32 protein-coding genes and 3 pseudogenes are annotated in these 24,069 nt (G+C 21.8%); 26 read left to right on the top strand and 9 right to left on the bottom strand.

Annotation, left to right across the window (positions count from 1 at the left end; translation table 4 throughout):
• The first annotated feature begins 92 nt into the window (after positions 1–92).
• The 4 genes and pseudogenes from AACL24_RS03505 (at position 93) to AACL24_RS03490 (ending at position 3,493) form a co-directional block, all read left to right on the top strand.
• On the top strand, positions 93–2,027 hold the full coding sequence (locus AACL24_RS03505; protein WP_339048694.1) for a hypothetical protein: 1,935 nt from the start codon (positions 93–95) through the stop codon (positions 2,025–2,027).
• A gap of 482 nt (positions 2,028–2,509) precedes the next feature.
• Positions 2,510–2,776 (top strand): hypothetical protein, encoded by a 267-nt coding sequence (locus AACL24_RS03500; RefSeq protein WP_339048692.1) that lies wholly within the window; start codon positions 2,510–2,512, stop codon positions 2,774–2,776.
• Positions 2,777–2,892: 116 nt separating this feature from the next.
• Positions 2,893–3,081: pseudogene (locus AACL24_RS03495) on the top strand (IS256 family transposase); the annotation flags it as partial.
• Between the two features lie 106 nt (positions 3,082–3,187).
• Positions 3,188–3,493: a transposase family protein gene (locus AACL24_RS03490; protein ID WP_339048689.1), complete on the top strand. Its 306-nt coding sequence runs from the start codon at positions 3,188–3,190 to the stop codon at positions 3,491–3,493.
• Positions 3,494–3,666: 173 nt separating this feature from the next.
• Here AACL24_RS03490 and AACL24_RS03485 read toward each other — a convergent pair whose 3' ends face one another.
• Positions 3,667–4,074, bottom strand: a complete 408-nt coding sequence (locus AACL24_RS03485; protein ID WP_339045908.1) for a transposase family protein — start codon at positions 4,072–4,074, stop codon at positions 3,667–3,669.
• A 23-nt stretch (positions 4,075–4,097) separates the two neighbouring features.
• Positions 4,098–4,520, bottom strand: a complete 423-nt coding sequence (locus AACL24_RS03480; RefSeq protein ID WP_339046952.1) for a transposase family protein — start codon at positions 4,518–4,520, stop codon at positions 4,098–4,100.
• 274 nt (positions 4,521–4,794) lie between these two features.
• Between AACL24_RS03480 and AACL24_RS03475 the strand changes: the two genes are divergently transcribed.
• A complete protein-coding gene (locus tag AACL24_RS03475) occupies positions 4,795–5,202 on the top strand; it encodes a transposase family protein (protein ID WP_339045908.1) in 408 nt (135 codons plus the stop codon).
• Positions 5,203–5,406: 204 nt separating this feature from the next.
• A pseudogene (locus AACL24_RS03470) lies at positions 5,407–6,453 on the top strand (IS256 family transposase); the annotation flags it as partial.
• An 84-nt stretch (positions 6,454–6,537) separates the two neighbouring features.
• On the opposite strand, the gene AACL24_RS03465 reads toward AACL24_RS03470, so the two are convergent.
• The 3 genes from AACL24_RS03465 to mgtA form a co-directional block, all read right to left on the bottom strand.
• The gene (locus AACL24_RS03465) at positions 6,538–7,065 is read right to left on the bottom strand and encodes a hypothetical protein (protein WP_339048687.1); all 528 of its coding nucleotides are present in this window, start codon (positions 7,063–7,065) and stop codon (positions 6,538–6,540) included.
• 44 nt (positions 7,066–7,109) lie between these two features.
• Positions 7,110–7,421 carry a hypothetical protein gene (locus AACL24_RS03460; protein ID WP_339048685.1) on the bottom strand — a complete coding sequence of 104 codons (312 nt, stop codon included), beginning with the start codon at positions 7,419–7,421 and terminating at the stop codon, positions 7,110–7,112.
• A 145-nt stretch (positions 7,422–7,566) separates the two neighbouring features.
• Positions 7,567–10,290 (bottom strand): magnesium-translocating P-type ATPase, encoded by a 2,724-nt coding sequence (mgtA, locus tag AACL24_RS03455; protein WP_339048683.1) that lies wholly within the window; start codon positions 10,288–10,290, stop codon positions 7,567–7,569.
• Between the two features lie 391 nt (positions 10,291–10,681).
• Here mgtA and AACL24_RS03450 point away from each other — a divergent pair, with 391 nt between their 5' ends.
• Complete coding sequence (locus tag AACL24_RS03450) at positions 10,682–10,870, top strand: hypothetical protein (protein WP_339048681.1); 189 nt, start codon at positions 10,682–10,684, stop codon at positions 10,868–10,870.
• 183 nt (positions 10,871–11,053) lie between these two features.
• Here the strand turns inward: AACL24_RS03450 and AACL24_RS03445 are convergent, their stop codons facing one another.
• Both AACL24_RS03445 and AACL24_RS03440 read right to left on the bottom strand, forming a co-directional pair.
• A complete protein-coding gene (locus tag AACL24_RS03445; protein ID WP_339045908.1) occupies positions 11,054–11,461 on the bottom strand; it encodes a transposase family protein in 408 nt (135 codons plus the stop codon).
• A 23-nt stretch (positions 11,462–11,484) separates the two neighbouring features.
• On the bottom strand, positions 11,485–11,907 hold the full coding sequence (locus tag AACL24_RS03440; RefSeq protein ID WP_339045912.1) for a transposase family protein: 423 nt from the start codon (positions 11,905–11,907) through the stop codon (positions 11,485–11,487).
• 67 nt (positions 11,908–11,974) lie between these two features.
• Between AACL24_RS03440 and AACL24_RS03435 the strand changes: the two genes are divergently transcribed.
• The 9 genes from AACL24_RS03435 to AACL24_RS03395 all read left to right on the top strand — a co-directional run bounded on the left by AACL24_RS03435 (position 11,975) and on the right by AACL24_RS03395 (position 16,135).
• Positions 11,975–12,118, top strand: a complete 144-nt coding sequence (locus tag AACL24_RS03435) for a hypothetical protein (protein WP_339048679.1) — start codon at positions 11,975–11,977, stop codon at positions 12,116–12,118.
• Positions 12,119–12,191: 73 nt separating this feature from the next.
• Positions 12,192–13,015, top strand: a protein-coding gene (locus tag AACL24_RS03430) for an IS5 family transposase (RefSeq protein ID WP_339048678.1) whose coding sequence is annotated in 2 segments (ribosomal slippage) — positions 12,192–12,588 and positions 12,588–13,015 — 825 coding nt in all. Because the reading frame shifts where the segments join, the coding sequence is not laid out codon by codon here.
• An 83-nt stretch (positions 13,016–13,098) separates the two neighbouring features.
• Entirely contained in the window at positions 13,099–13,521 is a 423-nt protein-coding gene (locus AACL24_RS03425; protein ID WP_339045912.1) for a transposase family protein, read from the top strand.
• Between the two features lie 23 nt (positions 13,522–13,544).
• The gene (locus AACL24_RS03420; protein ID WP_339045908.1) at positions 13,545–13,952 is read left to right on the top strand and encodes a transposase family protein; all 408 of its coding nucleotides are present in this window, start codon (positions 13,545–13,547) and stop codon (positions 13,950–13,952) included.
• Between the two features lie 423 nt (positions 13,953–14,375).
• Positions 14,376–14,624, top strand: a complete 249-nt coding sequence (locus tag AACL24_RS03415; protein ID WP_339048677.1) for a hypothetical protein — start codon at positions 14,376–14,378, stop codon at positions 14,622–14,624.
• Between the two features lie 131 nt (positions 14,625–14,755).
• A complete protein-coding gene (locus AACL24_RS03410) occupies positions 14,756–15,163 on the top strand; it encodes a hypothetical protein (protein ID WP_339048675.1) in 408 nt (135 codons plus the stop codon).
• A gap of 21 nt (positions 15,164–15,184) precedes the next feature.
• Positions 15,185–15,427 carry a hypothetical protein gene (locus AACL24_RS03405; protein ID WP_339048673.1) on the top strand — a complete coding sequence of 81 codons (243 nt, stop codon included), beginning with the start codon at positions 15,185–15,187 and terminating at the stop codon, positions 15,425–15,427.
• Between the two features lie 44 nt (positions 15,428–15,471).
• Positions 15,472–15,765: a hypothetical protein gene (locus AACL24_RS03400; protein ID WP_339048671.1), complete on the top strand. Its 294-nt coding sequence runs from the start codon at positions 15,472–15,474 to the stop codon at positions 15,763–15,765.
• Between the two features lie 25 nt (positions 15,766–15,790).
• Complete coding sequence (locus AACL24_RS03395) at positions 15,791–16,135, top strand: hypothetical protein (protein ID WP_339048669.1); 345 nt, start codon at positions 15,791–15,793, stop codon at positions 16,133–16,135.
• 56 nt (positions 16,136–16,191) lie between these two features.
• Here the strand turns inward: AACL24_RS03395 and guaB are convergent, their stop codons facing one another.
• Positions 16,192–17,658 (bottom strand): IMP dehydrogenase, encoded by a 1,467-nt coding sequence (guaB, locus tag AACL24_RS03390; RefSeq protein WP_339048667.1) that lies wholly within the window; start codon positions 17,656–17,658, stop codon positions 16,192–16,194.
• Between the two features lie 3 nt (positions 17,659–17,661).
• Positions 17,662–17,913: pseudogene (locus tag AACL24_RS03385) on the bottom strand (GMP synthase (glutamine-hydrolyzing)); the annotation flags it as partial.
• Positions 17,914–18,278: 365 nt separating this feature from the next.
• Here AACL24_RS03385 and AACL24_RS03380 point away from each other — a divergent pair.
• The 10 genes from AACL24_RS03380 (at position 18,279) to AACL24_RS03335 (ending at position 24,052) form a co-directional block, all read left to right on the top strand.
• A complete protein-coding gene (locus AACL24_RS03380; RefSeq protein ID WP_339048665.1) occupies positions 18,279–18,767 on the top strand; it encodes a hypothetical protein in 489 nt (162 codons plus the stop codon).
• 131 nt (positions 18,768–18,898) lie between these two features.
• Complete coding sequence (locus tag AACL24_RS03375) at positions 18,899–19,054, top strand: hypothetical protein (RefSeq protein ID WP_339046449.1); 156 nt, start codon at positions 18,899–18,901, stop codon at positions 19,052–19,054.
• Entirely contained in the window at positions 19,044–19,235 is a 192-nt protein-coding gene (locus AACL24_RS03370) for a hypothetical protein (RefSeq protein ID WP_339046451.1), read from the top strand. The genes AACL24_RS03375 and AACL24_RS03370 overlap by 11 nt, the downstream gene beginning before the upstream one ends.
• A gap of 6 nt (positions 19,236–19,241) precedes the next feature.
• The gene (locus tag AACL24_RS03365) at positions 19,242–19,364 is read left to right on the top strand and encodes a hypothetical protein (protein ID WP_339046453.1); all 123 of its coding nucleotides are present in this window, start codon (positions 19,242–19,244) and stop codon (positions 19,362–19,364) included.
• 2 nt (positions 19,365–19,366) lie between these two features.
• A complete protein-coding gene (locus tag AACL24_RS03360; protein ID WP_339046455.1) occupies positions 19,367–19,537 on the top strand; it encodes a hypothetical protein in 171 nt (56 codons plus the stop codon).
• A gap of 14 nt (positions 19,538–19,551) precedes the next feature.
• Positions 19,552–20,277 carry an ERF family protein gene (locus AACL24_RS03355; protein ID WP_339048663.1) on the top strand — a complete coding sequence of 242 codons (726 nt, stop codon included), beginning with the start codon at positions 19,552–19,554 and terminating at the stop codon, positions 20,275–20,277.
• A gap of 228 nt (positions 20,278–20,505) precedes the next feature.
• Positions 20,506–21,075: a hypothetical protein gene (locus AACL24_RS03350; RefSeq protein WP_339048661.1), complete on the top strand. Its 570-nt coding sequence runs from the start codon at positions 20,506–20,508 to the stop codon at positions 21,073–21,075.
• The gene (locus AACL24_RS03345) at positions 21,075–21,308 is read left to right on the top strand and encodes a hypothetical protein (RefSeq protein WP_339046461.1); all 234 of its coding nucleotides are present in this window, start codon (positions 21,075–21,077) and stop codon (positions 21,306–21,308) included. The genes AACL24_RS03350 and AACL24_RS03345 overlap by 1 nt, the downstream gene beginning before the upstream one ends.
• On the top strand, positions 21,308–21,499 hold the full coding sequence (locus tag AACL24_RS03340) for a hypothetical protein (protein WP_339046463.1): 192 nt from the start codon (positions 21,308–21,310) through the stop codon (positions 21,497–21,499). Before AACL24_RS03345 ends, AACL24_RS03340 begins: the two co-directional genes overlap by 1 nt.
• Before the next feature lie 195 nt (positions 21,500–21,694).
• Entirely contained in the window at positions 21,695–24,052 is a 2,358-nt protein-coding gene (locus AACL24_RS03335; protein WP_339048659.1) for a hypothetical protein, read from the top strand.
• Positions 24,053–24,069: the final 17 nt, after the last annotated feature.

The raw sequence follows: 24,069 nt of genomic DNA, 5'->3' as shown, positions 1-24,069 counted from the left end.
TAAAAGTGTTATTAAAATAAATTTTTAAGCTTAAAAAATGTGATTAATATCATAGTTTTGCAAGAAGTCTAATATTTAAATGAGGTATATATATGAAAAAACCATTATCATTTATGGGTGCATTATTATTATCAAGTGCAGTCACTGCTACTACAACGGCATGTAATAATCTAACTATATTCAAAAAAGATTTAAAAAAAGATTTAACACAAACAGATTTAAAAATTGTACCAGAGGAACATCGAGGAACAATACCTACAGATTATGAATTAAAATCACAACTATTTATTTTAAATCATGAACTTCATACTGATAATATTAAAATTATTAATAAAACCACTAATTATGCTTTTGTTATTGGTGATGGTATTTTTTATAATCAAGATAAAATTAAAATTACTTATCAAATCCAAACTATTGATATTAGAACAATAATTGTTGATGGAGCATCCATTGGTAATTTTAGTACTAGTGGTCAAAAACCTACTGTGGAAGCTGTTTACAGTCGTATTCAAGAAAAATATTCTAATTTACAAATGGATCGTCTTAAAATTGACGTTATTTCTAATAAAGAAGCAACTATTACAGGTATTACGGGTGATGATGTTATTCCTCTTTATACTGGTAAGGTAACAGTTACATTTAGTACTAATGATAGTGTTGATTTAAGCACTATTATTAATAAAAAAGATTTAACGGTTAAGACCAACGGTCATGATATACCATCAAATAATGATGTAATGAGAGCATTACGTGATACTTACCAAGAAAAGTTAGATACTTCTTTTATTGCAATAGAAATTACTGCTACTAATAGTGCCACTATTACTAGTACAAATCAAAAAAAATATACTGGTAAAGTAATACTAAATTTAAATCTTGATATTAGAATTGCTCTTAAAGACGTTATTAATAAGGGATTAGGTAAAATTGCTATTATAGGAAAAGTAATAACTTTAGAAGATGTTAATAGTGCATTGAAAAAACAATATTCAAACTTAAATATGAATGCTATTCAAGTAACGTTGCAAAATAATAGTGTTACTATTAAATCTATTAATCAATATGTATACACTGGTCCTAATGTAGTAATTGATAATTTACTTATTGATTTCAATAGTGTTTTAAATAATAAATTACCAACTTTTAATATTCCTGGACAAAACAAACCAAGTAAAGGACAATTAATTTCAGCACTTAAAACCGCTAACTATAATCTTGATGTAAGCAAAATTATAGTTGATAAAATTACTGATAATAGTGCAGTTATTAATGGTGATGGTAAATTTTATAGCAATGATAGTATTGTTGTTACTTATGATTGTGATAAAACAGAACTTTTAAGTGATGTTTTTAAAAATTTAAATTTAGGAACAATCAAAACTAATGGATTATCAAAACCAAATATTGAAGAAATTAAAACTGCGATTAGTAAAAGTAATCCAAATGTAAAGTTAGATGCAATTAAATTTAGTGAAGATGATATTACTAATCAACAAATAACTATTAGTGGTGATGAAACTATTTATAAAGGGAAAATAGTTGCTGATTTTACTATTGATAGTAGTATTATTAATAATGATCAACTAAATTATAATTATAGTGAAACTAATAGTGTTGGTTCATTAAAAAGTACTTGAACCAGCCCCGATATTACTCTATTATCTAATTGAAAAAATTATGCACCAGATTGAGATAGTTTTTCTAATAAGTTTAGTAAATTAAGTTTTGGTGATAATTCGTATTTTAGTCTTTATTGTAATACTTATACTGATCAAAAATTAAAAGGTTCACAATTAAGTATTAGTACTAATGATATTAATAATGATAGAAACAAAAATATATTTGAACTTAGTTATTATTATGATGGTGGATTTTGAGGAGCCTTTCTTGAATTACATGGTTATATTCATATTTGACATGATGAAGAAAATATTTATGTAAGCATTAATTGAAGCATTGATACAGTTAAATGTTTCCGTGATCGAGTATGGAATATTAACTTGCAAGGTGTAATTTTTAGTTAGAATTTAACAGATTATATTTATTTAGTTTTACTGTTAATCATATAATTTTGAAATATTAATTTTTATTAAAAAGATAAATGAGAGATAATAATCTCATTTTTAATATCTTTTTATATAAATTAAGTAAATAACTAAAAAAGGATATACAAAGTAAGTTTAAAAATTAAAATTAAAAATTATTAATTTATAATTATTATAAACTTAATATAGTTTTTATTTTAAAATAAATGAGTTTAGATTGAAAAGAAAAAAATGATGAATAGAGAGCAAGAAATAAATATATTAAATGTAGAAATAAGTTTAATTGAACAAAAAATGGCTATTATTAAAAGTAATTTAGCAACTTTTATCAAAATATAAGTGATAATCAAAGACAAGTATCTAATTATTTAGAAGAACTTAAAAGAAAAGATTCAGAACATAAAAAATTATTATCTTCACCATGTTTAGAAAAAAGTGGAAATTGTCAAGAAAATAGAGCAATGAGAGAAAGAATTACATTTCATTGAAGACATATTAAATATATTGAAGGAAAAATTATTAACTTAGAATTTTTAATTAAAAATCAAGAACAAGAAAAAAACAATTTAAAATCTGAAATGAATTTATTAAGGATAGAAAAAGATAAAAAAAATAGAATTTTAGAACAACAAAAAAATAATTTCAATAACATTAAGAGTATTGTTAATCATGAAAAAAAGTATAATGATAGTAATAAACCCAATACAAGTTATAGTAAATTAATATAATTGAAGTAATTATATAAATTTTGGTAATGTTTAGTAATCTGTGTAACTTACAAAAATAACTATGTTTAATTAATTCTAGTAAATATAATTAAATGACTAGAAAGAGTGAGTTACAGATGGCTAAAAAGCAAAATATTAATAATAATGATCCAATATCAAAAGCAGTAGATTTATTATTAGAAAATACTGAAGATTTAACAACAGTTTTTAAAGAGGGAGGATTGTATAAAGAATTAACAAAAAGATTAGTAGAAAAAATGTTGAATTCTGAGATGCAAAATTATTTGGGATATGAAAAGAATCAACATAAGACATATTCCGTAATTAAATTTTTTAAAAGTCAATTAATAATTTTAAAATTTATTTTATAATTTTGTTATTAACAATAAATTTAGAAAAGTGTTGATAAAAATGATTTTTGAAAATTTAAAAAAATTAAAAAATGAAGAATTTTATAGATATTTTGGTATAAAACGTTTTCATTTTAATGAAATGTTAGAAAAATTAATTGAAATAGAAAAATTAGAAAAAAATAAAGGTCGAAAAAATAAACTTTCAGTAGAAGAAAGATTAATGATGACTTTATTATACTGAAAAGAATATTATACTTTTTTTCAAATGAGTATTAAATCTAAAATGAGCCCATCAAGTTGTTTTCGAAATATTACTTGAGTAGAAAATAAACTTAGGACATATTCCGTAATTAAATTTAATTAATTGTCAATAAAATTGTTTTAAAACTATTTAGTGTTATTGAATATAGAAATAAATATTTTTTGAAAAAATAGTTTAAAAAATGAGTTTACATTTTAAACAAAAAATTGTTAATAATATTTTTATATTAACTCGATAAAAATTTAAATTTTAAAAAAATATTTTTAATATTTTTTTTATTTTAATGGTTTTATTTTATTAAAAATTTCACAAAGTAAGTTAAATCTTAAGTACATAAGTCTAAATTTAGATTTTCTACATTTATTTACTAAAATTTTGAATCTTTTCAATCAAGCAAAGACATGTTCAACTTTAATTCTAATTTTAGATACAATCTTATTGTATTTTCTTTCTTGTTTAGTTAATTTTTTATTTTTAGTTCTTTTAATTGGTATTATTGTATTTTTATAAATATTTTGTATACCTTGATATCCTAAATCACCAATAATTATTGTTTTTTCTGAAAATTCAAGATTTGAATTTTTTAATATTTGAAAATCATGCACTTTACCATTATCAGCAAAAATATCAACAATTTTTTTATTAAAAAAATCATATACAATTTGAAATTTTATAGAATACATTCAACTTTTACCAGAAAAATATTCTAACTGTAGTTTTTTTTAGTTGGTCTTTCAATTTCAATCTCAGTTGAATCAATTAAATAAAATTGAAATTCATTTGAATTTTCTTGTTTTTTATCAATTTTTAATTTATATCTTTCTTTTAAAAATTGGTAATCTTTGTGGTTACTAAGTTTATTTTTTACTCAAGTAATATTTCGAAAACAACTTGATGGGCTCATTTTAGATTTAATACTCATTTGAAAAAAAGTATAATATTCTTTTCAGTATAATAAAGTCATCATTAATCTTTCTTCTACTGAAAGTTTATTTTTTCGACCTTTATTTTTTTCTAATTTTTCTATTTCAATTAATTTTTCTAACATTTCATTAAAATGAAAACGTTTTATACCAAAATATCTATAAAATTCTTCATTTTTTAATTTTTTTAAATTTTCAAAAATCATTTTTATCAACACTTTTCTAAATTTATTGTTAATAACAAAATTATAAAATAAATTTTAAAATTATTAATTGACTTTTAAAAAATTTAATTACGGAATATGTCTTTAGTAACCACAAAGATTACCAATTTTTAAAAGAAAGATATAAATTAAAAATTGATAAAAAACAAGAAAATTCAAATGAATTTCAATTTTATTTAATTGATTCAACTGAGATTGAAATTGAAAGACCAACTAAAAAAAACTACAGTTAGAATATTTTTCTGGTAAAAGTTGAATGTATTCTATAAAATTTCAAATTGTATATGATTTTTTTAATAAAAAAATTGTTGATATTTTTGCTGATAATGGTAAAGTGCATGATTTTCAAATATTAAAAAATTCAAATCTTGAATTTTCAGAAAAAACAATAATTATTGGTGATTTAGGATATCAAGGTATACAAAATATTTATAAAAATACAATAATACCAATTAAAAGAACTAAAAATAAAAAATTAACTAAACAAGAAAGAAAATACAATAAGATTGTATCTAAAATTAGAATTAAAGTTGAACATGTCTTTGCTTGATTGAAAAGATTCAAAATTTTAGTAAATAAATGTAGAAAATCTAAATTTAGACTTATGTACTTAAGATTTAACTTACTTTGTGAAATTTTTAATAAAATAAAACCATTAAAATAAAAAAAATATTAAAAATATTTTTTTAAAATTTAAATTTTTATCGAGTTAATATAAAAATATTATTAACAATTTTTTGTTTAAAATGTAAACTCATTTTTTAAACTATTTTTTCAAAAAATATTTATTTCTATATTCAATAACACTAAATAGTTTTAAAACAATTTTATTGACAATTAATTAAATTTAATTACGGAATATGTCCATAGTAATAGTGACAATGCTCGTAATGGTATAAGTTCAAAAAAAATAATAACTCAACAAGGTAAAATTGAGATTGATGTACCACGAGATCGCAATAGTAATTTTAATCCTATAATAATTGCAAAAAGACAAAGAAGATTTGATGGTTTTGATCAACAAGTTCTTTCTTTATATGCAAAAGGTATGACATTATCAGATATTAGAATGCAATTACAAGAGTTATATCATGGTGCTGATATTAGTGAAAGTGTTATTAGTCAAATTACTGATGATGTTATTGATGATGTAAAAGCATGGCAAAATCGAGCATTAGAAAGTGTCTATCCGATTGTTTATTTTGATTGCATAGTAGTGAAAGTACGACAAGATAAAAGGATTATTAATAAATCAGTTTATATAGCTTTAGGAGTTGATTTAGAAGGTAAAAAAGATGTTTTAGGTTTATGAATTAGTGAAAATGAAGGTGCTAAATTTTGATTAGCAAATTTAACAGAAATGAAAAATCGTGGCTTAAATGATATTCTTATTGCCTGCAGTGATAATTTAACAGGCATGTCAGAAGCAATACAATCAGTTTATCTTAAAACAGAACATCAATTATGCATAGTTCATCAAATTAGAAATAGTTTGAAATATGTCTCATATAAGCATAGAAAATCTCTAGTTGCAGATTTAAAACCAATTTATACTGCATGTAGTGAAGAACAAGCAATGCAAGCTTTAGAATCATTTGAAAATAAATGAAATAAACAATATCCTCAAATTGCTAAATCTTGATATAAAAATTGAGATAATTTAATGGTTTTTATTAGTTATCCTGCAGAAATAAAAAGGGTAATTTATACCACAAATGCTATTGAATCTGTTAATAGTCAATTACGAAAAGTCATCAGAAATAAAAAAGTTTTTCCTAACGATATGTCAGTTTTTAAAATATTTTATTTAGCAATTGACAATATAACAAAAAAATGAACAATGCCCATTCAAAATTGAAATACAGCAATTGCTCATTTTATGATAAAATTTGAAGACAGAATTAATCTGAATTAGTAACTTTGTAAAACAAAGAAACACAGATTATTAAAAAGCCTCTTCAAATTATTTCTTGTCTAAGTATAATAAGACTATATAGATTTAATTTATTCCGGATTTTTGACAATCTCCCTTTTTATTATTACTTCTAATTGCTCTATGTAATATAGTGTTATTAAACTTATCAATAGGTGTATTAATATCAAAATATTTGCAATTTTCTATTATTTCTAACATATCAAAATTGTTGTTTAGGATTGCTATTTCATAAGGTATATTACCATTATCATCTATTTGATAAAAATTAGTTTTTTTAGTGATAGCAAAATTAATTCTAAAATCAGTTTTATTACCTTCTTTAGCAATAATATGTAAAAGATTTTGTTTTTTATTATTAACACTATTAATATTAAAATGATAATTATTTTGAAAATCATTAACTAATTCACGAATTTCTTCATTTGTCGGGTATGTATCAGCTTTATTAATTTCTTGTATTAATAATTTGCAAAATGGAGTTTCATTTTGCAAATTTACTAAATTGGGATTAACTTGTGAATTATTAATTAGTTGCTTTCCTATATTTTTAAACTCTCCTCCAAGTTTTCAGTCTACAATATATTGTTTCATAATTGCTAAATGTAAGGGTGAATTTCCTTCAATATCTTGTTAATTTAAAAAATTTTTATCATTTTTTTAAAATTTATTAATCAATTAATAAGTTTTATTTTATTAGTTATAAATTCTATTAATTCACTTGAAGTTTCTCAACCTTCCTCATGTGGATCATAGTTATATTCATCTTCTATTTCTGCTCCTTCATCTAAATCTAATAAAAAACTATTATGAAGGGCATTTCTATTGTTATTATCTAAACTAATAACTTCCTCATCACTAATGTTTGGATTATTCATAAAATCTTCAATAATAGAAAATTGAATTCTTTTCTTTTGAAATTGATCAATAAGGTAATTTAATGTTAGCATACTTTTATTTGTTCCTATCTATAATATAAAATTCCTGTTACTTTATTAAAAGTAACAGGAATACAAAAACTTTCTTTAGTTTTACATTTATTTGTATCATAACTTTAAAAAAACCAATACATTTTTCTTAAAATTAAAATTTAGTTTACAATCAGCGTTTATTAACCTTTATATATATCATTTTTAATAATTGACTAGCAATGAAATAAACAATAACAACACCCGCTAAATAAGCATAAAAAATTAAAGGAATTGGTGTTAAACCAATAGTAGCTCCTAATTGTGTATATGGAATACTAATGCCAATAATAGTAATTATAATTGTTGTTAAAAATAGCTGATGAGATGGCATACTTTGAATAAAAGGTACCTTAGAAGTTCGTAATAATTGTACAATTAATGTTTGTGAAGTAACTCCTAAAATAAATCATCCAGTATGAAATAATGATTGTTGATATATGCCAGCAGCACTATTAGGATCTACATTAGCAAAATTGGCAAAGATATGTAAACCATATCCTAAAAATAAAAAGGTGGTTATATCAAATATTGAACTTAGCGGTCCATTCCAGAATGCAAAAGGTAAAATGCTTTTTGCATTTCATTTTTGTGGTTTTTTAATAAAGTCTTCATCAACCCTATCTCAAGGAATTGCTAATTGAGAAATATCATATAATAAATTTTGTAGTAAAATTTGAATTGCCATCATTGGTAAAAAAGGTAACCAAATTGAAGCAATTAAAATACTTAATGAATTACCAAAATTAGAAGAAATAGTAATTTTAATATATTTTAAAATATTACCAAAAGTATTTCTACCGCTGATCACTCCTTGCTCTAAAACATCTAAATCTTTTTCTAATAAAATAATATCAGATGCTTCTTTGGCAATATCAGTAGCACTATTAACAGATATTCCAACATCAGCGTGATGCAAAGCAACAGCATCATTAATACCATCACCTAAAAAGCCAACAGTGTGACCATTTAACTTTAAAATGTCAATAATTCTTGATTTTTGTAATGGATCCATTTTCGCAAAAATAGTAGTTTTATTTACTAATGCTTGTAAATGTTGATCATCCATATCTTCAATGTCACTACCTAATAAAGGAATTCCTGGCTCTAATCCCACCTTTTTACAAATTGCTTTAGTAACAATTTCATTATCACCAGTCAAAATTTTAACATCAATTCCGTGTTGATTAAGAGTTGTTATTGCTTTAATAGCACTAGGTTTAGGTACATCTAAAAAACCTATATATCCTAATAAAACTAAATTAGATTCATCTTCTATTTTAAAAACTGTTTTGTCACTAGCAAAATCTTGATAGCCAATTGCAATTACTCGTAAACCATCATTATTTAATTCCGTACTTAATTTTAAAACATTTTCTTTAATTTTATGAGTTAAGGTAATTACTTTCCCCCCAATTTCAACTTTAGTACAAATTTTTAATATTTCTTCTACTGCTCCTTTGCAAATTAAAGTATTATTAATTTTATCTTTTGAAACTACTATTGACATTCGTCTTCTTATAAAATCAAAAGGTATTTCATCAATTTTACGATAGGGCATTTCAACTATTTTATTATGATGAGCTTTAATGTGTTGGACAATTGTTTTATCAATATTATTTTTTAATCCAGTTTGTAAAGAACTATTTAAATATGCCATTTCTAAAACTTTGTTTGATTCAACACCTTCTGGATCTAAGTGTTTAACTAACTCAATTCTATCCTCAGTTAAAGTACCGGTTTTATCAGTGCATAAAACATCCATTGCACCAAAACTTTGAATACTAGTTAAATTTTTAACAATTACTTTTTTATGTGATAATCTAATTGCACCTTTTGCTAAGTTAGCGCTAACAATCATTGGCAGCATTTCGGGCGTAATACCAACAGCAACTGATATTGAAAATATTAACGCTGTTAAAATATTATTTTTAGTAATTACATTAACAATAAATATTAATGGTACCATTACACACATAAAACCAATAAGAATGTAGGTAACTTTTTTAATACCTTTACTAAAACTAGTAACAGGACGTTTACTAGTTACTGCACTAGCAATTGATCCAAAATAAGTATTAACACCTGATGCAATAACAATAGCAATAGCACCGCCCGAAACAATACTAGTACCCATAAAACATATGTTTTCTAATTCTAGGATACTACTTTTTTTATTATCATCTTTAGTATTAATAGTATGTTTTTCAACAGGAAATGTTTCACCAGTTAGTGCTGATTGATTAATAAATAGATCGGTTGAAACTAAAATTCGAACATCAGCAGGAATCATATCACCAGAAGATAAGAAAATAATATCACCTGGTACTAAATTTTCAATTAATACTTCTTTTGTAAAATTGGCAACACTATTTAAAGCATTAAAATCAATTTTTTTATTTTTATTACTAAATCGAAAAACACTGGCTGTTGTTTCAATTAATTGTCGTAATTTTTCTGAAAATTTATAGGAACGATAATCTTGAAAGTAAGATATAAAAACACTCAAAATAATCATTACTAAAACAATAATAGCACTGTACAAATCAACATTTTTATCAGTATTAGTATCAATAATACTGTAACTAATAAAATTATAGATAACTATTATCATTAAAACAATAATAAAAGGATTAAAAATATTGTGCATTAATTTTTTGTATCAAACAAATCGTTTATGAGAAAAAACATTTTTACCATATTTTTTAAGTCTGTCTTCTACTTCTTCCTTTTTTAATCCGTACATACTACCATCTAATTGTTGGATAACTTCTTCTTTCGATAGTTGCGAAAATTGTTTAAACATGGTTGTTGTTTTTTGTTCTATATGCTTCTTTTTAAAAAATTGCATTATCAACCAACCTTTCTTCAAACGTATAATTTAATTGTATAGTAAAATCAAAAGAACTTTATTTTAGTGAATAAAGTTCTTAAAACTACCAAATATTTAAGAATAATATTCTTCTATTTTCAATAAATAATTTGTATTATTTTTAAATACAAATTATTTATATCAAAAATAAGAGTAAACATCAATGATTTAAAAGGAGTTGAAATATAATTATAAATCTTCTAATCAATTTTCTATATTTATTAATCAAATATGATAGTATTTAGTTAAACTTGATATGAGTTTTTAACCTATTATTTTTAAATAAAAATAATAGGTTTTTATTTAGAAAAATGAAAGGAAATATAAATTAATTATTTTTTAAATAATTAATTTATAAAAGGTAGTTAAAATGACTGAAAAACAGAAAATAGAAATTAATCAACTAAATTTAGAAATTAAAAAATATCATGAATCAATATGAATTCTTATCGACAAATTTAATGAATTAAATAATCTTTATAAACAGCAAAAAATAAAAATATCAAATACTAAAAAAGAACAAGAAAAATTATATTCTAAGGACATATTCCGTAATTAAATTTAATTAATTGTCAATAAAATTGTTTTAAAACTATTTAGTGTTATTGAATATAGAAATAAATATTTTTTGAAAAAATAGTTTAAAAAATGAGTTTACATTTTAAACAAAAAATTGTTAATAATATTTTTATATTAACTCGATAAAAATTTAAATTTTAAAAAAATATTTTTAATATTTTTTTTATTTTAATGGTTTTATTTTATTAAAAATTTCACAAAGTAAGTTAAATCTTAAGTACATAAGTCTAAATTTAGATTTTCTACATTTATTTACTAAAATTTTGAATCTTTTCAATCAAGCAAAGACATGTTCAACTTTAATTCTAATTTTAGATACAATCTTATTGTATTTTCTTTCTTGTTTAGTTAATTTTTTATTTTTAGTTCTTTTAATTGGTATTATTGTATTTTTATAAATATTTTGTATACCTTGATATCCTAAATCACCAATAATTATTGTTTTTTCTGAAAATTCAAGATTTGAATTTTTTAATATTTGAAAATCATGCACTTTACCATTATCAGCAAAAATATCAACAATTTTTTTATTAAAAAAATCATATACAATTTGAAATTTTATAGAATACATTCAACTTTTACCAGAAAAATATTCTAACTGTAGTTTTTTTTAGTTGGTCTTTCAATTTCAATCTCAGTTGAATCAATTAAATAAAATTGAAATTCATTTGAATTTTCTTGTTTTTTATCAATTTTTAATTTATATCTTTCTTTTAAAAATTGGTAATCTTTGTGGTTACTAAGTTTATTTTCTACTCAAGTAATATTTCGAAAACAACTTGATGGGCTCATTTTAGATTTAATACTCATTTGAAAAAAAGTATAATATTCTTTTCAGTATAATAAAGTCATCATTAATCTTTCTTCTACTGAAAGTTTATTTTTTCGACCTTTATTTTTTTCTAATTTTTCTATTTCAATTAATTTTTCTAACATTTCATTAAAATGAAAACGTTTTATACCAAAATATCTATAAAATTCTTCATTTTTTAATTTTTTTAAATTTTCAAAAATCATTTTTATCAACACTTTTCTAAATTTATTGTTAATAACAAAATTATAAAATAAATTTTAAAATTATTAATTGACTTTTAAAAAATTTAATTACGGAATATGTCTTAAATATAAAATAATACGTAATAAATATTTAATTGAAGATAATCCAGAATTAAATAAAAAATGAGGACAAGAAATGAAAATTAGTGGACAAAGACATACAATGAAATAGACTTCTTGCAAAACCTATCTATTAAAAATTAAATTTTTAAAATAAAATTAAAAATAAAAAAGATAGGTAATCTATGATGTTTGATAAATTAAAAACTATTAACAATCCAGAATTATTAAGATTAACTGGTATAAATGATATTATTTTTAATAAAATTCTAGAAATTTTAAAGACAGAAGAAGTAAAAAAGTTTAAAAATGGTGGTACACCTAATAAATTATCATTAGAAAATCGTTTATTAATGACTTTAGAATATTGAAGAGAGTATCGAACTTATTTTCATATTGCTAAAAGTTATGGAATTAGTGAAAGTAGTTGCTATAGGAATATCAAGTGAATAGAAAATACTTTAATAAAACATCCTGATTTTCAACAACTTGATGGGCAAAAATCACTGTTAAATAATAATTTTAAAGATAAAACAGTTATCATTGATGTGACTGAAAGTACTATTCAACGCCCAAAAAAAGTCAAAAACAATATTATTGAGGAAAAAAGAAAAAACATACAATAAAAACTCAAGTCATAATTGAAAAAGATAGTAAAAAAATTATAAGTTCTTATTTTTCTTATGGTAAAAATCATGATTTTAAAATTTTAAAAAATTCAAAAACGAAATTTTTATCAGAAACAACTATTTTAGTAGATTTAGGATATCAAGGTATACAAAACATACATAAAAATGTCTTATTACCTAAACGAAAATCAAAGAAAAACCCTTTAACTAAAGAAGAAAAGAAAAATAATAAGGCTATTTCAAAAATGAGAGTTGTTATTGAACATGTTTTTGCAATTCTTAAAAAATTTAAAATTATTAGTGAAAAATATCGAAATAGAAGAAAAAAATTTGCATTAAGATTTAATTTAATAGCTTCAATAGACATATTCCGTAATTAAATTTTTTAAAAGTCAATTAATAATTTTAAAATTTATTTTATAATTTTGTTATTAACAATAAATTTAGAAAAGTGTTGATAAAAATGATTTTTGAAAATTTAAAAAAATTAAAAAATGAAGAATTTTATAGATATTTTGGTATAAAACGTTTTCATTTTAATGAAATGTTAGAAAAATTAATTGAAATAGAAAAATTAGAAAAAAATAAAGGTCGAAAAAATAAACTTTCAGTAGAAGAAAGATTAATGATGACTTTATTATACTGAAAAGAATATTATACTTTTTTTCAAATGAGTATTAAATCTAAAATGAGCCCATCAAGTTGTTTTCGAAATATTACTTGAGTAGAAAATAAACTTAGTAACCACAAAGATTACCAATTTTTAAAAGAAAGATATAAATTAAAAATTGATAAAAAACAAGAAAATTCAAATGAATTTCAATTTTATTTAATTGATTCAACTGAGATTGAAATTGAAAGACCAACTAAAAAAAACTACAGTTAGAATATTTTTCTGGTAAAAGTTGAATGTATTCTATAAAATTTCAAATTGTATATGATTTTTTTAATAAAAAAATTGTTGATATTTTTGCTGATAATGGTAAAGTGCATGATTTTCAAATATTAAAAAATTCAAATCTTGAATTTTCAGAAAAAACAATAATTATTGGTGATTTAGGATATCAAGGTATACAAAATATTTATAAAAATACAATAATACCAATTAAAAGAACTAAAAATAAAAAATTAACTAAACAAGAAAGAAAATACAATAAGATTGTATCTAAAATTAGAATTAAAGTTGAACATGTCTTTGCTTGATTGAAAAGATTCAAAATTTTAGTAAATAAATGTAGAAAATCTAAATTTAGACTTATGTACTTAAGATTTAACTTACTTTGTGAAATTTTTAATAAAATAAAACCATTAAAATAAAAAAAATATTAAAAATATTTTTTTAAAATTTAAATTTTTATCGAGTTAATATAAAAATATTATTAACAATTTTTTGTTTAAAATGTAAACTCATTTTTTAAACTATTTTTTCAAAAAATATTTATTTCTATATTCAATAACACTAAATAGTTTTAAAACAATTTTATTGACAATTAATTAAATTTAATTACGGAATATGTCCAATTTATAATTTACAATTATTAATTTAAATATATTTGATAATTTAATATTTTATTTTTTTATTTGAAATAATAATTTTTGTTGTATTTTAATGACAAAAAATAAAACATATTTTGAACAATAATTTTTAAAAAATATTAAAAGTGTTATTAAAATAAATTTTTAAACTTAAAAAATGTGATTAATATCATAGTTTTGCAAGAAGTCTAATGAAAAAAAGTAATGGATCAAGAAAAAAGAGCACTAAAATTAAAAGAAGAATGCCAAATTTTGGAAAAAGAAATTAATGAATTAGAAATAATACTTAACCAAAAATTAGATAAAATACCTACCATTCTTAATAATAATTTTAATCATATAAAAAATAAGGCAAATGATGAAAAAATAGATAATTTACAAAATATACAACATACAGTAAAAGAATATAAACCAAATTTACCAATTTTATTAATTTATTACACATATATCTAATTTCTTATATCTTTTATTTTTTCTGATATAGTACTTAATTGTAAACTTAATATAAGTTTTAAATTTTAACCATTTACTTTAGTTTAAAAGTAAATAGTTTTTTATATTTTAAAAAGGACATAAAAAGAAAAATGAAAATACAAAATAAAATTATACTAAGTTCAACCATTTTCGTTGAAGTTATAGGAAATATTGCTGGATGATATTCAATCCCAACAATGATTGCTGAATGATTAGATATTATGGAATATGATTTTATTCATAATTATATAAACAATGATTTTAATCGATATCGTTGTACAGTTAAAGGTGTTTTAATATGAGGTTTAATTTCAGCAGTAACAATGGCAATAACTTCAACTGTTAGTGTAAAAACTGTTGAATATGTAAAAACACTTTATGAAAATAGAAGACAAACAAATACTAGAGAAATTGATGAAACAACACCTTTACTATCACAAACACAAATAAATTCAATAAATAATAATGAAGTAGAACCACCATTAGTATTAAATCCAGCAATAAGTGCAAGTTTATAATTAATATGGAGCGGAAAAGATATGAAAAAAATATTAGTACTACTTGCAATAAGTAATACTTTATCAATGACCAATAGTAATTTTTCTTATAATATTAATTCAAATTTAACAAGTACACTAAAAAGTAGTGATGAAATTAATTTTTTAGCTACAGCAGATATTCATGCTGGATATCCTCAATCAGTTAGTGACAAAACAATTAGTGCCCTTGCTAAACATTTACCAGAAATAATAATAGAGGTATTATTATTTCTGGTGATTTAACAGGTTATGTTAAATATACAGGAAATTTATTTTCTTATAAATTAATGTTAGCATCAATCTCTAATCATCTTTTAGCAGGTTTTGGTAACCATGATTCTGATACTACTTGTAAAGTTAACCAAACTTGACTTAACCAAAATATTGTTAAACAAAATGCTATGACAGCAGCTCACTTACTCTATTATACTTCAAAAAATGAAGTTCCTGTATATTCTTGAAATTGATTAGGTATACATTTTGTTCAATGCAGTTTAGCGCCAATTAATAAAGATACTTCAGCTTGAAATTTTGGAAGAAGTGATCCTGGGCCAGCATTAACTGAATTACAAAAAGATTAGTAGAAAAAATGTTGGTTTGAGTAATATGCCAATTGTTTTAACTTTTCATTATGGATATGATGATTTTTCAATTGATCAAGAATGATGAAGTAAAGAACAAAGAACTGAATTTGAAAATGAAATTTTAGCAAAATATAATGTTATTTTAATGTTAACTGGACATCAACACTTTGTACCAACCAAATATGATGAAAAAATAATTGCAGTTAATGTTGGTAAAAAAACAATTTATGATGTTTTAAGTGGTACTGCACTTTTTGGTGGTTATTCTGAAATTTCTATAAATAAAACTAACAAAGAAATTACAATTAAACGTCATAACGTACAACAAAATGATGAAATTGTTATTAATAAAAAAATTAAATATTAATTAAAATTAAAAACTAAGTTTTAATAAAACTTAGTTTTTTTAAATATACAATTTTTTTATTTATTATAATTTGGTGCTTCTTTTGTTAGTTCAACATCATGAGGATGTGATTCTCTTAAACCAGCACTTGAAATTTTTACAAATTTAGAATCTTGGATTAAAGATAAAATATTTTTAGCACCAACATAACCCATACCACTTCTAATACCACCAACTAATTGAAAAACAACATCTTGTACTTTCCCTTTAAAAGGAACACGTGCTTCAATTCCTTCTGGCACTAATTTTTTAATTCCTTTTTGAAAATAACGATCACTACTACCACGTTTCATGGCAACTAATGAACCCATACAAACATAATTTTTATATTTTTTACCATTGACAATAATTTCCTCACCTGGTGATTCTTCTGTTCCAGCTAAAATGCTACCTAACATTACACAATTGCTACCAGCAGCAATTGCTTTTACAATATCACCAGAATATTTAATACCACCATCAGCAATGACAGTTACGTTTTTATTTTTTGCTCAATTATAAACATCATTAATAGCAGTAATTTGTGGCACACCAACTCCTGCTATTATTCTAGTAGTACAAATGCTACCAGGACCAACACCAACTTTAATACAATTTGCGCCAGCTTCATAAAGTGCTTGTGCTCCAGCTGCAGTACAAATATTTCCAGCAATAATATCTAATTTTGGATAAGTTTTACGAATTACTTTAACTGTTTTTAAAATCCCTAAACTATGACCATGTGCTGAATCAACAACTAATACATCAACTTTTGCTTTAACTAATGCCTCAACTCTTGCTAAAGTGTCTTCACCAACACCAACAGCAGCACCAACTCTTAATTGTCCTTGATCATCTTTACAAGCATTTGGATAATCAATAGCTTTATCAATATCTTTTGTTGTAATTAAACCAATCAATTTATTATTTGAACCAACAATTGGTAGTTTTTCAATTTTATTTTTTAACATAACTTGTTTTGCTTGTTCGATTGTTGTTGTTTTATCACCAACAATTAAATTTTTGGTAGTCATAATATTTTTAACTAATGCATTATCATTATCAAGATATTTTAAATCACGATTAGTAACAATTCCAATTAGTTGATTTTCTTCATTTACAACAGGCAATCCAGAAATTCGATAAGTACTCACAATTGATTTTGCTTCACTAATTAAAGTTTGAACACCAATAGTAATTGGATCAGTAATAAAACCTGACTCATTTCTTTTCACTTTTTGTACTTCTAAAGCTTGTTCAGCAATTGATAAATTTTTATGAATAATGCCAATACCACCAACTCTTGCCATGGCAATTGCTAGATCAGATTCAGTAACTGTATCCATAGCAGCAGATAAAATTGGAATATTTAATTCAATTTTATTTGTTAATTTAGTTTTTAAAGAAACTTGATTTGGTAAAACTTCTGAATATCCTGGAACTAATAATACATCATCAAAAGTAATTCCTTCACATATTATTTTTTGATTTAAATCTTTATTCATAGTTTACTCCCATTCTATAATACCTGGTGGCTTTGATGTAATATCATAAACTACTCTATTAACACCATCTACTTTATTAATAATCTCATTTGCAACTTCATCTAGAAATTCTCATGGTAAATGTGAACTTGTTGCTGTCATAAAGTCAATTGTATTAACACTTCTTAAACTAACAACATAATCATAAGTGCGATTATCACCCATTACGCCCACAGTTTTAACTGGTAGCAAAGTGGCAAATGCTTGTGATACTTGAGGGCGTATAAAGTTAATGGTTAGATTTAAAAAGAAGTTAAATGAGAGATAATACTCTCATTTTTTAATTGTTAAACAATTATAATTAATTATTTTATTAAACCAGCACTTTATTAAAGTAATTAATTATTACATAACTAAATAAAAAATTATGTAGGCTATTGTGCTGGAATTAACCAATAGTAATTTTTCTGTTGCTCTTTGAAAATTTCAGAAATTTTGGTTCCCTTCCCCTAGAACCCCTACCCTCCAAGGCTTTGCTACCTACAGTAGCATAAGCCTTACGTATAGTAGATAAGTAGTTAGTAGTATATAAGCCTTTTATCACTGTAGGTGATAAGGCTTATACATAGAAAGGATACGTAATGATTAATGTTAATTTAGATATTAAAAATAAAATTAAAGAAACAACTAAAGGTATGTTATTAGAAATTGGTGAATATGAAACATGATTTCCTATTAAAGATACTATTATTGATGAAAAAAATAAAAAAATAGCATTAAAAATAATTGAAGATTTTTATTATAAATTAGGTAAAAAATCAATAACAAAAGATATTGAAAGTGTTAAAGGTAGTGATATTTTAAAATATATTAAAAATATTCCAAATATTAATACAAATGAAAATGAATTAATATCTTGTGAATTTTATGAACAATATAATAGTTATTATATTTTTAAAAATGATAAAAATCAAGAATGTTTTAAATATAACATTACATGAGAACAAGATATGAAAAGTTTTAAAATCAATAATCCATATAAACATAATGATTTAGCAATAAATTATATTGTTACACCAATGAAAGATATATCAACTCATAATAATAAAATATTTTATTTGAAGTATTAAAGGAAATTAAATATGTTATTAAATGTTGAAAAAATAAAATTAATTAAAAATTTATGTAATGAAAAATTACTTAAAAATCAAAAATATATTGAAATACAAGAAATATTAAAAATTATAGAAAGGAATTAATTATGTTGAATTTAAAAGAAGATAAAAGAATATATATAAAATATGAAGAAGAAAAAATATTTGGTTCATGTGATATTTGTCATAAAAATTCATCATTTGCAAATAGAACTTGTAATAAATGTTTTTATAAATTAATAGGTGAAAAAAATGAAATGTAATATTCATAATGAAAAATATATATGATTTTCTGAATTACATGAAATTGAAAATACATATTATTGTAATAAATGTATAGATGAAATGATTGAAGAAGATATGTATTTAACAAGTAATAATTGAGATTACTTATATGAATATTATATTAATGAATTACAATTAGAAAATTTTAAAGGAGTGTAATAAATCATGAAAGATAAAAGTTTTAAAGAAATAAAAAATGATATGCAATTATTTTTTCAAGATATTGAAAATGGTAAATATGGCGAAAGAATTAAACAATTATTTATACAAAAAGAAAGTAGTGAATAAATATGGCAGCAGCCCCAAAAAAGAAAGCAGAAGATTTAATGATTAAACAAATTATTGTTCATTTAAGATTTACTGAAAAAGATTATGAAAAATTAAAAGAAATTTGTGAAGAAAAAAATATGAAAATTAATGGTTTTATAAGAAGTTTAATTAAAAAAGCAATAAATAAATAGAAAGAGTGATTATAATGAATAATTTATATAAAAAAATACTTAAATTACAATTAGAAATTGGTAGTACACCTAAAAATGGTTTTAATAAATTTGGAAATTATAAATATTGATTATTAAGTGATATTTTTAATAAATTTAAATTATTATGTAAAGAATTAAATATTGTTATTACACATGAAGATATATTAACAACTGATAGAAAAATAAATTATTTAGATACTAAAGAAATAGAAATAACTTATTTTAAAAGATATACAATTATAGATTTAGATAATGATAAAGAAATTAAATATTTTGATATATTAGCTTGTGCTAAAAATACAGATATAGCAAAAGCAAAAGGTAGTGCAGAAACTTATGCTTATAGATATTTTTTAATGAATTTATTATTATTAAGTGAAGATGAACTTGACCCAGATAATGATAATGTTAATTTAATACAAAATAATAAGCAACAAAATAATTATATTAATAATAATGTAAAAATACAAAATGAAAAATGAGAACCAAGTGAAAAACAATTAGATTATTTTGAAAAATATATGATTACAAATACAGTTTTATTTGATGAATGTATAAGAGAAGATATGGAAAGATTAAATCCAAGTAATAATAAAGATTTTTTAATATTAATGGGTGAAAATTATTTAAAAACTTTATTTGATAAATTTAAAGAAATTCGTGAAAGATTTAAAAATGTAAAAAATAATAATAAAAATGAGTATAGAAATTATGAATAAATGTAAATATTGTAATAAAAGAATTTGATTTTCTCAATATTGATGTATGAATTGTTTAAAAATATTAGTTATAAATTTAAATAAAAATAAGGAAAAAAAATAATGAATAAAAGAAAACAATTTAAATATAATGAAAAATTAATTGAACATGGAATTAAAGTAGCAAAAAAAGATAAACAATTAATGAAAATATTAAAAAAACTAAGTTTAAATTAAGGAGAAATAATTATGAATAATTATTTACTTTCAATTGACCCAAGTATTAAAAATACTGGATTTACTTTATGAGAAAAAACAAAAAGAATTAGTGAATGTGAAGTTAATTATAATGAAATTGAATATGTATACAAATGAAAGCCAATATGAATGGGAAGTTTTAGTTTTAACAATAAAAAATTAGATTTTATTGATTTTCAAGGTGAAATATTTTTTCAGAGAAAAAGAGATGAAGATATAGATTTAATTATTGAACGTGGTACTTTTCATTCAAAAAATGGTATTGGTTATGAAACTCAAGAACATTTAAGAGGTTTTATTGCTGGACAATTTAATAAATTATTAACAAAAAATATGTTAATAAGTCCAAGTGAATGAAAAAAATGATATGTAAAAAATGATAAATATTTTTCTGCTATTACATTTGTAAATGGTATAAATTATAAATGAGATAAAAATGTTTCTTTATTTACGTGTGAAAATTTAATAGAAGAAAATAATTGAAATATAACAATATCAAATCATGATGAAGCAGATAGTTTATTAATTGGTTGATATTATTTAAATAAGGAGAATAAATAATGAGCAAAGAAAAAATAAAAGTTATTGAAGAATTGATTTATTTAGAAAAGAAAAAATTTATTCAAAATCCTACTATTTTAAATTATAAAAAAATGGAAAAAAATGTTGATGAATTAAAAAAAGTTAAATGAAATATTGAAATATTTGAAGGTATGAAAAAAAATATTATTTTTGAAGTAAATAAATATGAAATTTTTAATAAAATAATTAAAAATAATAAGGAAGTTAAATAATGCAAAAACAAAAAGAAGAAAAAGTATTATTAAAATGTATTGTTAAAGATTGTAATAGTAAAGTATTAGTTACTTTAAAAACTTTAAATGTAGAAGATAGTGTAGTTCAATTTTTTAATATGTGTTATTTTCATAAAAAACAATTTAAAAATAAAGTAAAAGAAATAAAAGAATATTATAAAAATAATTAAATTAAATTTTAAAAAATTATATTTTCACACTTTAAAATTTTTATATGTATAATTTAATTGTTAAAAACTTAATGAAAATATTTTTATTTAAATAAATAAAATAAAAAGAAGAGCCTTTCTAATTCGTTGAAGTTAGAGTAGTTTTTTCTTTTTTTGTTTTTAACACATATTTATTAATGAAAGGAAATATTTATAATGAAATATTTTAATCCAACTTATTGATTTAAATTATGACTATTATCTGGACCATTATTTAATTCTGAAAATCAAGGTATATATGCTAAGTCAATTGATAATCAAAATATTAAAGATTGAGCTAGCAAAAATACTAGTAGTTTAGAATCAATAAATCAAGAATTAACTTTATCAAATAATCAAACATCTTTATTAAATTTACCATTATGAAATAGCAATTTAACTATACATAATCAACATCATAAACACCGTCATCAAAAAAGTAGAAACAGAATTAAAAAACAAGTGACACCAAATCCAAGACCATCTAAAGAAATTTTGAAATTAAATGAAAAAATAATTATTAATCAAAATAATCGAAGAGAATATCAAATTAGTTTTCAAACTATTATTAATGAATTAGTTGATAGAGGAGTATTAAGAAGAATTAGAGATCTAAATGTATTAGTTAATGCTGATTTTATTTGTGAAGATAATACTATTTTGGCTTTAAATCCTGAATCAAATTATGGTTATTTTAGATTACCAGTTGCAATTCGATGAGAACAAGATACACAAAGTATTGAAAATAATTTAGAATTAGTTTTAAGAACAGATAATTTATATCTTCAAGGATTTATAGTTAATAATTATTATTATCATTTTGATTTTACAAATATCAATATGAATATGCAACCACAAGCTGTTAGAGATGGTTCGGTTCCTCTTTTAGAACGAATTGAAGGAATACAAAATAATATAGTGTTAAATGGAATTAGTCCAGATTACAGGGATATGATACGTGAAAACGATGAAAATATTTACTGAAGTAATATTTGAGGTTCTTTTTTTCAATTGATAAATCGTATGGATGATAATTTTAATGAGCAAGGAATTTTAATAGAAGGTGCTTTAGGAAATTTAGCTAGATCTTTGGGTGATGTAATTTTAGTTACTGCAGAATCATTAAGATTTTGATCACTTCATACTCATATTATTCAACAATTAGTTAATAATAATGAATATATTACTTTAGGACGTAATAATCGCAATCCTATTTACAATACATTAGTTAATTGAAGTGAAGAATCTCGTACTCAATCTCTTATAATAGATTTACTTTCAACTCCAAATGATAGAAGACATAATCCAAATTCAAATCAAGAAGCAAGAAACATATTGACTGAATTTGGCTATTTAAGAAGAAGAGACGATGAACATTTTGTAAATTTCTTATCAAGAATATTAATTTTGCCAATAAATCAACTTACAAATATTCTGGGACATAGCAATATTAGAATTATATTATCTTTTTTTATTAAACGAAATTTAGATAATTGTAATAGAAGACAAGCAAGACAAATAATAAATAATAATTATTGACATGAAAAATTTTGTGATTTAAAACCACAAATTGATAAAATTCAAGGAAAAATAACTGCTATAAAAGTTTTAGATGAAAAGACACAAGGTGGTAATTTAAAAGAAGGGACTATATATGTAGGAACAGATAATGGTGTTTATTTAATTTATCCTGAAGGACATGTAAGTAGATTTGATAATTTAAATTTTCCAATAAAAGATATTATTTTAGATGGAAATGGTAGTGCTTATATAATTAATGACAAATGTGAAATTTATCATTTAAATTTAATTGGATGAGGTTCTGAAAAATTATCAAATATGGAAAGTTGTGATTTAAATAAAGAATTAAAATTATATTATAATAATGATAAATCAGCAAGAATCTATGATCAATCTTGAGGTGATAATAAATATTATAACAAATTAATTCAAGATTTTAATTTATTAAAAATTAATCCTTTAAATTATAAAAAAATACAATTTTTAGGAAAAAAAGAAGATTTTAGTGAAACAAGAATTAGTTGAGGAAATGTACCTTATGAACCTAATAACATACTTACCGATTTTAATGGTAGAAATTTAGATAGTTCTATAATCAGTAATGAACACTTTTCTGATTCCACTTCATCACATCCAATTAGTTACAATAAAATACCAATACAAAACTATGCTACAAGACGATGAGGTGCTGGTTGAGTTGATATATATCAGAGTGTTGGTTTAACCTGATATTGACAAAATGATAATTATCATTTTCAAATAATTGATTCTTGTTATGGTCATACAAGTGGATCTATAGGTGGTTCTTGTTTTTTAGGATTAGGAAATGGCATTAGATTATATAATGATGATGAATTTATAAGAACAAAAAGAGAAATATTTGATATAAATAATTTAGAAGAAAAAAATGTAACTAAATGAACTGATGATTTTACAAAAACTATTAATCATGAACAACATTTACCAATAACTAATAAAACAAATTTTGCTACAAATAATATAACAAGTTTATAAAAATATAAACAAAAAAG

It is taken from the genome of Spiroplasma endosymbiont of Colias croceus (genome assembly GCF_964020095.1).
Taxonomy (GTDB): Bacteria; Bacillota_I; Bacilli_A; order Mycoplasmatales; family VBWQ01; genus Spiroplasma_E.
Note: the sequence above shows the minus strand (reverse complement) of the source record. Positions and strands in the feature narration are given on the sequence as shown.